Genomic DNA, 13162 nt, shown 5'->3' with positions numbered 1-13162 from the left:
TTACACGTGATCAATCCGAATCGCTCCTGCTCGTAAATGAATTTGAAAGTCTATCTTTCTTTCTGCATCCTCATACCCTTCCGTTTCAAATGAAAGGGAACGATTAATCCCATCTGTTGTTTGGTCGAGTACGACAATTTCCCCAGCATTCAGCGTTGCCTCTACGCGAAATTCCACATTGCTAGGCATTAAAATATTTACATCCCCCGCTAAACAATTGATTGTTACAGGTATCTCCTTTTCAGGAATAAAGGCCTTCGAAAAATCAAAATAAAAATCACCAGCCATCGTTCGAAGGTTAATTGGTGTCACTTTCCAGTTCGGTTCATTAAACTCATGATCACCAACCGAAAAAAAAGAATTAGAATACGATTTTGTCTTTTTACTTCCAGATGAATCTTTATTATTATATTCTATAACAATATTAGGTTTAGCCCTTATTAACATAAAGCCGAAATAAACAATCAATAATGGCCATAATTTAAAGACACTCCAAAATGTAAAATATATAATCTCAAATCGGTCTAACAGTAAAAGAGAGCCAAATATTAGGAAAAAGGAGCCAAATACCCAGCTGCCACCTCTTTTTCTGAAATAATCAAATAACCACCTCATACCAATTATTACAAAAAATATTGGATAAATAAATTGCCAAGCAATCGAGAAATCAAAGGATACAACACCTAAATTCGTCAATACGAGCATAACTCCAATGGTTATTAGAAATATTGCAATAAAATACCTACTAAAACGCTTCAACTAGTATCATCCTTTCTATGAACGAAACGTTGGAGAATCCACCCTATACTCCTATCATAAGTTCTTTTCACGCCTTTTGGAACCATCTACAGTATGCTTTCCCCTCGGTCTCAGGGCGGAGTGCTGTAATTTTTCATAGAGAAAGATAAAGCCAATTAAGCAGAGAGCACCAATGAAGAAACCAGCCAAAACATCTGTCAAATAGTGAACATTAATGACATATCTACTAATACCGATTAATAAAATAAGCAATAAAAAAAAGATTTGTGTCATAAAAATGATTTTGGTAGATTTTAACTTCTTTGTAAAAAAATATGCAAGTAAGCCGTAACATACCATGGAAATCATCGCATGACCGGATGGAAAGCTATGCCCCAAAGCATTCGCCTCTTCTAAAATACTTGGTCTTTCACGCTCTATAATATTCTTGATAATCTTATTCAAGCTATGGGTTATTAATGTACCACCAGCAAAAAACAATGCCGGAAGAGAATTTTTGTAAACCATCCATAAAAATACAGCTGTAACAATTACAAATGGTATCAAAAAAGACCTCGATCCTAAATTTGTTATTTCAAGAAAAACACGATAAACGGAAGTATCCACCAACCTTCCGACCAATTCACGCGTCCAACTGTCGACATACGGTACATATCCATTCATGATTTGAACAATCCAAATACAAGTAATAAATAAAAAAATAATAAACAAATATAAGATAATTCGGTTGCGTTTTTCTAGCATCTTTTTTCTCCTTAGCTGATATCTCCGGTTAAATGTTTACATTGAAAGAGAAGTGGTATAGAAGTAGTATACCAAAATTATTAAAAGGAAGGGATTAACATGGATAAAGAATTACAACAATTAATAGACGGACTAAATACAGACTTATCTTATGAATATGGTGCAATTATTCAATATACTTATAGTGCTTCTGTTGTATCAGGATTATACCGTTCCGCTTTAAAGCCATTTTTTGAAACGGAAATCACCGATGAACTTGGACATGCTCTATATCTTTCAGAAAAAATAAAATCACTAGGTGGAATACCGACAACAAAGGCAGCTACTATCCAGCAACCAACTGATGTGAAAAACATTTTAGAGGAAACGTTGAGGTCAGAATCTGACACAATCCAACGATATGAAAAGCGTAAGAAACAAGCCGAAAACCTAGGACTAACGGAATTAGTTGTTAAACTTGAAGATCTAATCACTGATGAAACGCAACATAAGGAAGAGCTAGAACGCTTACTAGAGGATACGAGAATTAAATAACTTTTTCATAAGGAATGGCGTAATAGCCATTCTTTTGTGTCTGGCTCTTTTTGTGCTTTTTATTGCTAATTGAATTAAAGATATCAACAATCTTACACAACGTAATTATTTTATAAATCGAAATTAAAAAAATGTTATAATTATTTAAATACTCGGGAGGTGGGACTTATTATGCTAAACAAGATTCATAACGCAATAGATGAATTATACCCAGAAATGGTGGAAATACGGCGATACTTGCATCAACATCCAGAGCTTTCTTTTCAGGAAACAAAAACAGCCCAATATATTGCTGATTTTTATGAACAGCTCGGCATTCCCTATCAAACGAATGTTGGAGGAAAAGGTGTTGTCGCAACTCTCAAAGGGGCTAAACCAGGAAAAACTGTAGCACTCCGGGCAGACTTTGACGCCTTACCAATACAAGACGAAAAGGATGTCCCATATAAATCAAAAATCCCTGGAGTAATGCATGCATGCGGACATGATGGGCACACAGCGACCTTGCTTATTCTCGCGAAGGCGATGAAACAATTTCAAGGAGAACTAGCTGGTACGATTGTATTTTTGCACCAACATGCGGAAGAGTATGCGCCAGGTGGTGCGAAACCAATGATTGAAGATGGGGCTATCCGTCTTGTAGATGCTGTTTTCGGTACCCATTTATGGGCTACCACCCCTCTTGGAAAACTCCAAATAGCGAAGGATGTAATGATGGCTGGGGCTGACCGTTTCGAAATCGTTGTTCAAGGGAAAGGTGGACACGGAGCTTATCCACATGAAACAAAAGATGCAATTGTCATCGCATCCCAGTTAGTAACTGAATTACAACAAATTGTCTCTAGAAGATTAGATCCATTAGAAACAGCCGTTGTAACTGTCGGGATTTTTCACGCTGGGAATGCATTCAATATTATTGCTGATTCTGCAGAAATATCTGGCACAGTAAGATATTTAAATACGGACGTCCAGAAAAAAGTGATTGAAGAAATGAAAAAAATTATAAAAGGAGTTTGTCTTGCCAATGATGTAACCTGTGATTTTACATATTCCAAAGGCTACCCCCCACTAGTAAATCACAAAAGAGAAGCAAGTCTCGTAATGGAAGCAGGGAAACATATTAAGCAAATTGATGCCATTGAAGAAGTAAAGCCCTTTATGGCCGGAGAGGATTTTGCTTATTATTTGATAGAAAAGCCTGGAGCATACTTCTTTACTGGTGCAATGAAAGAAGGCCATACTTATCCACATCATCATCCTAAATTTGATTTTGATGAGCGGGCAATGGCCACTGCTGCAAAGACTTTAATTGGAGCTTATTCTGCTTTTCAAGATAAAAAATGAGAGGAAGCCTCCCTCTCATTTTTTATGTAAACTTTCTCTTAACATATCCATTAATAAATGCCACATTAAACACTAAACCACCAGCTAATGCAACAATAAACCCAATGTACTCCTGCGTCAGCAAAATCAAAAGAGAAAATAGGATTATTTGTATAAACCCAAGTTGATATAATAGTTTTACAATCGCTTCTTTACGTCTATCCAGTTCCACGGGATAAAGATCTATCCACATATTTGTTCGATGATGATGATACAATGTCATCATCTGGAAAATACTTAAGTATAAAAATAAAATACTAAATACTACTTTCATCCATACATTTGGAATAAGATAAATAAAGATTCCTCCGATTACGATTAAGCGAAAATACATTCCTATATAATCCCCACTCCGAATAAATGTAATTCGAAACAGATAATCGTATGTATTCTTTTTCTCAAAAGGAACCCCTTTCGTAACAAGTGATACGAGCCACTGCCTCTTTTTCACTCGAGCTTTCAAATGTGGTACATCAGCAAACATATTTGCAAAACGATAAAACACTTGCATCCGATGTTGATCTTTTTCAATTAACAATTCCCAATTGACACCTAACTGTTTCTTTGAGACTGTGTAATCGTATAAAAAAACGAACATAAAAATAGCCGTTGTAATACCCGCAAATAACAGATTGCCATTAATAATAAAATAAAAAATGACAACATTTAAAATCATTCTTACAAATTGATCAAGACGCCTTATCGTTCTATCTCTAACCTTCAGCATCCACCAATTTACTATTAAATTTCCAGCTTTAAAAATTAATACTACAGCAATTGTCCACAAATACACTTCACCTGAACGGTCAGTATATGTTGCTGTATACAATGGGCCAAGCGCTCCAACGAGTAAAAAAATAAGGTAAAGTTGAACAACAAAGCTATAGATTAATGTGTTACGAAAATAATGATTCATTTGATCTTCTGCAACTACGATAAACACTAAATCAGGTTCTTTAAGCAGGGTTCGAATAGGGCTGTAACTCACTAACAAACCAAAAGCGATCCCAATTATAATTGCTGTCGGAAAATTTTCTGGAAGCTGAGTTAGGGCCTGCTGATAATAAACTGCTGTAGCTGAAATTAGAAAGAAAATAACAATCATCATATGACCATTTAATATATACCGCAAATATCGCCCTAATTCCTTTATATGGGCGGATAATCGTTGTTTATAAAAAGCATGTGAATCAAACATGGCTATCTTCCTTTGTTAACTGTACATATAAATCATCTAATGTTGCATTCGGCATATTAAAGGAATCACGCAGTTCATCTAATGTTCCCATCGCCCGTATTTCCCCGTCATGCAAAATAACAAATCGGTCACAATAACGTTCTGCAGTTGCTAGAATATGGGTCGACATTAAAACACCAGAACCATTATCTTTCATTTGATTCATTAATTGAAGGTAAGACTGAATCCCTAGTGGATCCAAACCAACAAAAGGCTCGTCCACAATATATAAAGGAGGCTCAATTAAGAACGCACACATAATCATCACTTTTTGCCGCATCCCTTTGGAAAAATGTACAGGAAACCAATTTAATTTCTTTTCCATGCGGAACGCTTTTAAAAGCGGGGGTAATCTTTTTTCAAAAGTAGCTTCTTCAATGCCATACGCCATTGCTGTTAGGCGTAAATGTTCATGTAATGTTAATTCATCATATAAAATAGGCATCTCTGGAATGTAAGCCATCTGATTTCGGTAGGAGTTTGAATTTTCCTTAAATGTCTTTCCATTAACCGAGATAGTACCTTTCTTTGGTTGCATCAGACCTATAACATGTTTAATTGTTGTACTTTTACCAGCACCATTTAAACCAATTAGACCGACGATTTCTTTAGGATGTACATCAAATGAAATGCCATGTAGCACGTCCTTATGCGTATATCCCCCATATAGGTTCTCAATATGTAGCAATGATTCCACGAATTTTCCTCCTCTACTCTACATTAAAGTTTATCATTTTTGCATATGTTTTCCAAAATAAACCGTAGTTGCATTTTCGACAACTTTTTTCAATTTCTTTGTATAAATATAATTATAACGTGCAGAATATGTAGTGTAGAAGCGAGATGCAGCAAACACTTACAATCGTGTGAATCACAAATGAGGTGTTAGTGATCGAATCTCTAATGTAATTTCGTGTTACTTTAAACACAAATGAGGTGTTAGTGAACGATAAACTACTCTGAATTTCGTGCATATTAACACACAAATGAGGTGTTGGTGTTGGCGTTCTAATGATAAAATAAAACCCTTTTGCCAGAACCCATCTCATTCATATGAGATGCTGACAAAAAGGTTTTTGTAAACACTGTTAAACATTTAACAAAAGTTTACACGTCCCCACGCATTAGATTGACCATCTCGCTTCTACAACCACAAGCAGGCCTGGACCGTAGTGATACGGACTGGGCCTGTTTCTTTTGTTTTTTTATGATTGATTTTTTGTTTAAGTCGCAGTTGATATAAAGTGTTGACTAGTGTAATTCAGTATGTGTATAGCACGTCGTTCCGGAAACACACTTCGCTTTCCGTGGGCGGCTGGTGAGCCCCCCACAGGAGTCTACGCGTGTTTCCTCCACTAAGGTATCTGCTCTACTTTTATAAAACTAGAGATATTTTGTTTTTTTACAGAAAACAACTATCCGTAACGTGGTTATACGGACTAAAATCTCAAAAATATTTAGAGCAACTAACATAGCGTAGGCAGAATACGAAGACTCCTGCGGGAACAGCACGTGTCCGAAGACCCCGCAGGAAGGGCTTTTCTTCCGAGGAGGGCTGAGGCCGTGCCCGCGGAAAGCGAAGTATTCTGCCGCAGCGAATGACGACATAAACCAATCATAAGTGTGAGCGAGAGCTTAATTGTTTGAATTCAAATAATCCACAATTTATACATTTTGTGTCATAAAAAACATTTTTTAGTATACTACCCCTTTTATTTTTTCAGTGACCCGAAATGCTTTACTTTATCCCCTCAACCTATATAAAATAAGAATAATTAAAATAAAGGAGTGGTAAATGTTATGAGTCATGATGATTGCATTTTTTGTAAAATAATTGCTGGAGATATTCCTTCTGCCAAAGTGTACGAGGACGAAAAAGTATATGCATTTCTGGACATTTCACAAGTTACGAAAGGACATACATTAGTCATTCCGAAACAACACACGAAAAATATTTTTGAAACACCACCAGAAGTTGCAAAGGAATTATTCGAACGGATTCCTACAATCGCCAATGCAATTAAAAATACGTACAAACCATTAGGCATGAATCTTTTAAATAATAATGGAGAAGCAGCTGAACAATCTGTATTCCACCTACATATTCATCTAATTCCGCGTTACGGTGATGGGGACGGCTATACACCAAATTGGAAAACACATCAGGATGATTATGCATTTGACGAACTCCAACAGATTGCAAAGGAAATTGAACAAGCAATTCAATAATTATCTGAAAAAATATTTTTATCCAAAAAGGTACTTTTAATTTATATATATATTTGTTATAATCATGTATACATTCCGCAACTGACAAAGAGTGTACAGTTGGGAAGATAATTAGAGTAGAGATTAGTTGAGATGAGGAGAGGTAAAAAATGAATATTCGCGTTTTAATTATGTTATCCCTTTTAGTTGGGATCGGAACGGTGCTGCATGCTGCAATTCCAGGCTTATCTATTATGGGTGTTAAGCCAGACTTATTGCTTTCCATGATGTTTTTAGGTATTTTCCTTTTTCCAAAGACAAAGTATGTACTACTTCTGTCGTTAACATCAGGAATTGTTGCGGCATTAACAACAACAGCAGCAGGTGGACAAATTGCTAACATAATGGATAAACCGATTTCCGCATTTGTCGTTTTAGCTTTATTTTTATTTATGAAAAATAAAGTCAATGACAATATTTCAGCCCCAGTACTAACATTTATTGGTACGGTAATTAGTGGTTCTGTTTTTACAGGAATTGTCGCTTTAATTGCTAGCTTACCTGAAGGTGGATTTATCGGATTATTAGTAACGGCTGTATTACCTGCAGCAGCTATTAATACTGTCATCATGGTAGTCGTCTACCCAATCGTACAAACAATAATGAAACGAACCAATTTAGCTTATAACTAATATACAGTCCTCTGACTCGTTCTAGTCAGAGGACTTTTTAAAGAAATAAATTTCCTCTTCTCTTTAGTAGCAGGTTATAAGAGGAAGTGTTATAATAGGAAAAAGAAAGGAGCGTGTTATTATGTCAAGAGCAAAATCATTAACTTTGGGGCTCTTAATCGGAGGAGCAGTAAGTGCCGCCGTTACTTTATTAACTACACCTTCATCTGGTCGTGATATGCGTGGTCGTGTGAAAGACCAAAGCATAGAATTAAAAGATATGCTTTACAACTTAAAAGTAGAGGGCTTACGTCTTAAAAATCAAATTACAGAAACATCGAAAGAAAGTGCCGTATTAATTAAGGATCTAACACAGGATATAAAGAAATCGGTAGAAGAATGGAAAGAAACAATCGAACCACATCAAGAAAGTATTCATACTTACTTAGAACAAATTGAAAGTAGCCTGAAAGATTTAGAAGATAAGATGAAAGAAACGAAATAGCTTCCTCAAACTGTTGAGGGAGCTTTTTTTGTGGAGTGATATAGTGTTCTTCTCGGGATATCCATCCTCTCCCTCTTCACAAATTCTTAGTTACATCTAAACAAAAAAACGAGCCACCCATCACTGGATAGCCCGCCTTCTACAAATAATTTATTCTACGCCTTCTGTCCATTCAGCAACGCGATCTGGATTTTCTTCAACCCAAGCTGCTGCTGCATCCTCTGGATCTTCACCATCAAGAATAGCAACCATCACTTCTTCCATTTCTGCTGGTTCCCAGTAGAAATTATCTAATACTTGGTAAGCTTCTGGTGCATCTTCTTCTAAACCTTCACGAACCATTGTCTTAATTACTTCTGCTTCACCAAATGAGCCTTCTGGGTCCTCTAAATATTTCAAATCATATTTTTGGAATTTCCAATGTGGCGACCATCCGGTAATAACGATTTCTTCTTCATTTTCATATGCTTGCCCTAACGCCGTAGCCATCGCACCACTTGAAGAGGTTTCTACTTCCCATCCGTCAAGATTATCATATTCCTCTACTGCACGTTCTGCAGCAGCCACAACACCAGCACCTGGATCAATACCAGTAACTGTCATATCCGCTTCATCCGTTAAATCAGCGATTGAATTAACATCCATGTATTCTGGTACTACCATACCAATTGCAGCACCTTCTAAGTTTTCACCTAAGTCTACCACTTGATCTCCATATTCTTCATATTGTGCAGCGTGCGTTCCTGGCATCCATGCAGCAACCATACCATCTGCTTCGCTAGTGGCAACTGCTTCCCACATAACTGCATTATCTAATGGAGTTAATTCTACATCATAACCCAAATCTTCTAGCACTTTACCAATAACATGTGTAGATGCAACTTCAGTTTCCCATTCTACATATGCTAGTTCAAGTTCCGCTCCATCAACAGATGCTGATTCTTCCGTTCCCTCATCCGTTCCAGTGTTTTCTGCTGTATCTGTTTCTTCTTCTGCATCACCACAACCAGCAGCAACTAACGATAATGAAAGTCCAGCGATTAAGCCAAGACGTTTCCAATTAAATTTTGACATAATTTAAATTCTCCCCTTTTCACTTATTAATCCTATATGGAAACTTTTCATAAAGAAAAGATGCCAACGAAATTAAGCCTTACTCTTATTCATGTTCTGAGTAATACGGTCAATAATAATCGCCAATATTACAATACCAAACCCTGCTACAAATCCTGTACCAGCTTCAGCACGTTGTAGGGATGATAGAACTTCTCTACCTAGACCCTTCGCACCAATCATTGATGCAATGACTACCATTGATAGTGCAAGCATAACCGTTTGGTTTATACCAGCCATTATCGTTGATTTGGCCATTGGTAATTCTACCTTAAATAATTTTTGTGCACCCGTCGTACCAAAGGCATCTGCCGCTTCCACTAACTCATTAGAAACTTGACGTATCCCCAAGTTTGTAAAACGGACGGTTGGTGGTGTTGCGAAAATTAATGATGCAAACACGCCAGGAACCATACCAATACCGAAAAATGCAACGGCAGGAATCAAGTAGACAAATGCAGGCATGGTCTGCATAAAATCAAGTATCGGAGTAATAATTGCATTTGCTGTTTTACTTTTCGACATTAGGATTCCAAGTGGAACACCAATAATAACAGAAAGAAGACTAGCGAGTATTACGAGTGTTACAGTATTCATTAAGTTATCCCAATGACCTTGATTATAGATAAACCATAGACCAACAATCGAAAAAGCAGCTAGTCCAAACTTTTTACCTGATACAAAGAATGCAATTAGTGCAACGATTAATATAAAAATAACTGGCGGAATTACCATTAAGACATCTTCTGCCACAAATTCCATAAAATTACCGAAGTGTTCTTTAATCGGATCAAAAACAAATGACAACATATCTGTAATTTCATCTGTTAACCAATCAATACCATCAGCAACCGGTATTTCAGGTACAAAATCTAGTAAATTATTAAGCATGCTCTAAGTTCACCTCACCATCTCCAGCAAGTGCAGCAATAACAGAACCACGTACAATGATTCCCTTCAATTTCCCATCATCTACTACCGCAACAGGAATAGGTGTATCATGTATTATGCTAAAAATATCATGTAATGCTGTTTCTTTTTCAACAGTAGGAATATCTGTTTTAATAATTTCTTTTAAATCTTTTACCTCTTTTTTACGGGCATCAGAAGCGTCATCTGCTGTTATATACCCTTTTAAATTCCGACTGTTATCAACAACAAATATGCTAGAAATACCTGCTTCTTTCATTCGTTCTAAGGCTACTCTTGGACCATGTTTATCAATATTAATTGTCTCAGGTCGTTTCATAATGTGCTGCGCTGTTAATACCTTCGAACGATCAATATCTTCTACAAATTTCTCAACGTAGTCATTCGCTGGATTCACAAGAATTTCTTCTGGTGTACCAATTTGGACAATTGAACCATCTTTCATTAGTGCAATGCGGTCACCTAGACGCAATGCCTCGTCTAAATCGTGCGTAATGAAAAGAATTGTTTTTTGCATTGATGATTGTAAATCAATCAGTTCATCTTGCATCTCTTTCCGAATAAGTGGATCTAGTGCTGAGAATGCCTCATCCATCAACAAGACTTTTGGATCATTTGTAAGTGCTCTAGCTAACCCAACACGCTGCTGCATCCCACCAGATAATTGTCCAGGCTTTTGGTGAATATAACCACCTAAACCTACCATCTCTAAGGCCTCTTTTGCTTTCTTTTCACGTTCTTCTTTAGAGACCTTTTGGATTTCCAACCCGAACGCAGCGTTTTCTAGAATCGTTCGATGCGGAAATAGTCCGAATTTCTGGAAAACCATACTTAGTTTCTCACGTCTTACACTACGAAGTGCATTTTTATCCATCTTAGATAAATCTTCTCCGTCGATATATATATTGCCCGTAGTAGGTTCTATCAATCTATTAATCAATCGAACCAAAGTAGATTTACCACTGCCTGAAAGTCCCATAATAACGAAAATCTCGCCTTGCTCTACCGAAAACGTAGCCCGATTAACACCGACAGTACTACCCGTTTCTTTTAATATATCTTCTTTTGATTTGCCTTGTTCTACAAGCTTGAGTGCCTGTTTCTTATTTTTTCCAAAGACTTTCGATAAGTCTTTTACTTCTATAATAGGCATATACTCACCTCTTTCTTACAAACTTTTCTTAGTCCTAAACAATCGTCCGCAGCAATCAACTACCTTACAATTATAAACATTTTTGTTTGTTTTGTACAAACTTTAAATTCCGTTAAAATCGAATATATTTTACGTACAGTTTATTCTGTACAAACTATACAATACAAATGCTTTTAATTCCTCCATATTCCTCCTAAATACTATGCAAGTCGATATTTTTAAATAAAAGGAATTTATTGTAATCTTTATATAGGAAGGATTGGTTGTATATGGGAACAACAAAAAAGGAACTAATCATGCAAGAAATCATGATAGAATTCTCCAAAACTGTTGAAATGTTTGGATTAACCCCTTTAGAAGCTCGTTTATTCTCTTTTTTATATTTATCCGAAAAACCCCTTACATTAGATGATATGAGTGATGCCTTGGGTAAGAGTAAAACATCCATGAGCACGAATATTCGTAGTTTGCTAGAATTGAATCTCGTTACTCGTGTATGGAAGAAAGGCGTTAGGAAGGATCTGTATGAAGCAAATTCACAATTGTTTAAGGCTTTTATGAATTTTTATTTAAAGAATTGGATCGATCAGGCTAATCAGCAAAAGAATTCATTAGAAGAAATAGAAAAAAACATCAAAAGAGCCAAAAATAATGAGGAGCTTACTGCGCTTAAAGAAGGTTTAAAGCATATTATTGGTTTCCATAGACAGCTCGAAGAAACTTATAAAGAACTCAATCAAGACTAGATGTTATCTCCGCCTTTTATTGGGTTCTTTATCATTTAAAATTGCCAAAAATTCATTGATCAAAGAAGGATAGTATCCTTCTTTTTTTAATGCTAAGATTGTCTCTGTAGGGTCTAATTTTTCATTTAACATCCCAGCAAAATGCACAAGTAACGATGTAAAATTAATTAACCCCTCTTCCTTTTGTACTAGATAGTTCTTATCTAATTTCTCCAGCAAGTTAAAAAGTTCGTCATATTCCTTTTTATTTATATTCTTTTCAATCAAGAGTTTAATAAATGGGTATTGATTCATATCAATAATATTTGAAAGTAAATGTATATGAAAAGAAGAGGTATTACAATTACTTATTTCTCTCATTTTAATAAAACCCCCAAATAGATTAAGCGTTAAAATATTCACTTTTAGATAAGTTACTTAACACTTTCATTCTTACTTTCAGAAAAGATCGCACATGTTTGTAAAAAATAATAAAAAGCTATTGATTTTTATTCTCAATCGTACTATTATTCTTGAAGTATTCTTAATGGAGAATTGATTTTTTTACACAGAGGTGACTATCATGAATTGCTGGAAATCAATCAAGTTTAATAAAGAATTTGGCAAAGTGCGCCTTTTCCTAATATCTACGTCCATTGGAATATTGACATTCATCATTCTTTATGTTCCTTTTTCTATCATCCATGACACACATCATGTACGTGAATCAGGAATAATTCCATTTATTATAGCAGTTTCTCTATTGCCGTCTATACATTCAATTATGCATATTTTACCATTAATTATTATGAATAAACGAGTGAAAGTTAATTATAAACGAAATATGAATTGTATTCCTACTTTTACCTATTATACAAAAACTCACGTAACAAAAAAAGTTTCTTTATTCGTGGCGATTTCGCCAACTGTTTTCATTACGCTTCCAGGCCTTATAGCGAGCTTTGTATTTACCGATTATTACGTTTACTTCTTACTGTATACTTGCATTCATATTGGTGTGACTTTTATTGACTTTTGGTTTATTGTTCACGTCATTCAGGCACCTAAAAAAGCTTATATTCATAACGAAAATGATGGATTTGACATATTATTAGAGGCTAACTAAGAACCTGGACAAAAGATTTTGTCTAGGGTCTTTTTTTATACCTACTAAAAAAATGATCCCATGTAAATTACCAG

The 13162-nt window shown here is 35.7% G+C and carries 15 protein-coding genes; 7 read left to right on the top strand and 8 right to left on the bottom strand.

The genetic code is table 11. From position 1 onward, the window contains the following. Positions 1 to 759, bottom strand: a complete 759-nt coding sequence (gene liaF, locus D8M05_RS01510; RefSeq protein WP_183072672.1) for a cell wall-active antibiotics response protein LiaF — start codon at positions 757 to 759, stop codon at positions 1 to 3. A gap of 54 nt (positions 760 to 813) precedes the next feature. Further along, positions 814 to 1503 carry a phosphatase PAP2 family protein gene (locus D8M05_RS01505; RefSeq protein ID WP_121127910.1) on the bottom strand — a complete coding sequence of 230 codons (690 nt, stop codon included), beginning with the start codon at positions 1501 to 1503 and terminating at the stop codon, positions 814 to 816. A gap of 99 nt (positions 1504 to 1602) precedes the next feature. Between D8M05_RS01505 and D8M05_RS01500 the strand changes: the two genes are divergently transcribed. Continuing rightward, positions 1603 to 2037 (top strand): ferritin-like domain-containing protein, encoded by a 435-nt coding sequence (locus D8M05_RS01500; RefSeq protein WP_121127908.1) that lies wholly within the window; start codon positions 1603 to 1605, stop codon positions 2035 to 2037. Between the two features lie 171 nt (positions 2038 to 2208). After that, complete coding sequence (locus D8M05_RS01495; RefSeq protein ID WP_121127906.1) at positions 2209 to 3381, top strand: M20 metallopeptidase family protein; 1173 nt, start codon at positions 2209 to 2211, stop codon at positions 3379 to 3381. A 22-nt stretch (positions 3382 to 3403) separates the two neighbouring features. Here D8M05_RS01495 and D8M05_RS01490 read toward each other — a convergent pair whose 3' ends face one another. Together D8M05_RS01490 and D8M05_RS01485 are read right to left on the bottom strand one after the other, a co-directional pair. Further along, the gene (locus D8M05_RS01490) at positions 3404 to 4618 is read right to left on the bottom strand and encodes an ABC transporter permease (RefSeq protein ID WP_121127904.1); all 1215 of its coding nucleotides are present in this window, start codon (positions 4616 to 4618) and stop codon (positions 3404 to 3406) included. Beyond that, positions 4611 to 5354 carry an ABC transporter ATP-binding protein gene (locus D8M05_RS01485; RefSeq protein WP_121127902.1) on the bottom strand — a complete coding sequence of 248 codons (744 nt, stop codon included), beginning with the start codon at positions 5352 to 5354 and terminating at the stop codon, positions 4611 to 4613. Before D8M05_RS01485 ends, D8M05_RS01490 begins: the two co-directional genes overlap by 8 nt. A gap of 1103 nt (positions 5355 to 6457) precedes the next feature. Here D8M05_RS01485 and D8M05_RS01480 point away from each other — a divergent pair. The 3 genes from D8M05_RS01480 to D8M05_RS01470 all read left to right on the top strand — a co-directional run bounded on the left by D8M05_RS01480 (position 6458) and on the right by D8M05_RS01470 (position 8041). Then, positions 6458 to 6886 (top strand): HIT family protein, encoded by a 429-nt coding sequence (locus D8M05_RS01480; protein WP_121127900.1) that lies wholly within the window; start codon positions 6458 to 6460, stop codon positions 6884 to 6886. 149 nt (positions 6887 to 7035) lie between these two features. After that, positions 7036 to 7557 (top strand): tryptophan transporter, encoded by a 522-nt coding sequence (locus tag D8M05_RS01475; protein WP_121127898.1) that lies wholly within the window; start codon positions 7036 to 7038, stop codon positions 7555 to 7557. Positions 7558 to 7678: 121 nt separating this feature from the next. Next, positions 7679 to 8041, top strand: coding sequence for a YtxH domain-containing protein (locus D8M05_RS01470; protein ID WP_121127896.1), 363 nt, complete (start codon positions 7679 to 7681; stop codon positions 8039 to 8041). 150 nt (positions 8042 to 8191) lie between these two features. On the opposite strand, the gene D8M05_RS01465 is transcribed toward D8M05_RS01470, so the two are convergent. The 3 genes from D8M05_RS01465 to D8M05_RS01455 form a co-directional block, all read right to left on the bottom strand. Next, entirely contained in the window at positions 8192 to 9115 is a 924-nt protein-coding gene (locus D8M05_RS01465; RefSeq protein WP_121127894.1) for a glycine betaine ABC transporter substrate-binding protein, read from the bottom strand. A 72-nt stretch (positions 9116 to 9187) separates the two neighbouring features. After that, positions 9188 to 10045, bottom strand: coding sequence for an ABC transporter permease (locus tag D8M05_RS01460; RefSeq protein WP_121127892.1), 858 nt, complete (start codon positions 10043 to 10045; stop codon positions 9188 to 9190). Then, on the bottom strand, positions 10038 to 11237 hold the full coding sequence (locus tag D8M05_RS01455; RefSeq protein ID WP_121127890.1) for a quaternary amine ABC transporter ATP-binding protein: 1200 nt from the start codon (positions 11235 to 11237) through the stop codon (positions 10038 to 10040). Before D8M05_RS01455 ends, D8M05_RS01460 begins: the two co-directional genes overlap by 8 nt. Positions 11238 to 11506: 269 nt before the next feature. Between D8M05_RS01455 and D8M05_RS01450 the strand changes: the two genes are divergently transcribed. Then, positions 11507 to 11983 (top strand): GbsR/MarR family transcriptional regulator, encoded by a 477-nt coding sequence (locus D8M05_RS01450; protein WP_121127888.1) that lies wholly within the window; start codon positions 11507 to 11509, stop codon positions 11981 to 11983. Positions 11984 to 11986: 3 nt separating this feature from the next. Here D8M05_RS01450 and D8M05_RS01445 read toward each other — a convergent pair whose 3' ends face one another. After that, on the bottom strand, positions 11987 to 12343 hold the full coding sequence (locus D8M05_RS01445) for a DUF1878 family protein (RefSeq protein WP_121127886.1): 357 nt from the start codon (positions 12341 to 12343) through the stop codon (positions 11987 to 11989). 202 nt (positions 12344 to 12545) lie between these two features. Between D8M05_RS01445 and D8M05_RS01440 the strand changes: the two genes are divergently transcribed. Then, positions 12546 to 13088, top strand: a complete 543-nt coding sequence (locus tag D8M05_RS01440; RefSeq protein ID WP_121127884.1) for a DUF3267 domain-containing protein — start codon at positions 12546 to 12548, stop codon at positions 13086 to 13088. Positions 13089 to 13162: the final 74 nt, after the last annotated feature.

Origin of the sequence: Oceanobacillus bengalensis, from assembly GCF_003628445.1 — a bacterium.
Classification (GTDB): Bacteria; Bacillota; Bacilli; order Bacillales; family Amphibacillaceae; genus Oceanobacillus; species Oceanobacillus bengalensis.
This window is presented reverse-complemented; position numbering and strand designations above follow the sequence as displayed.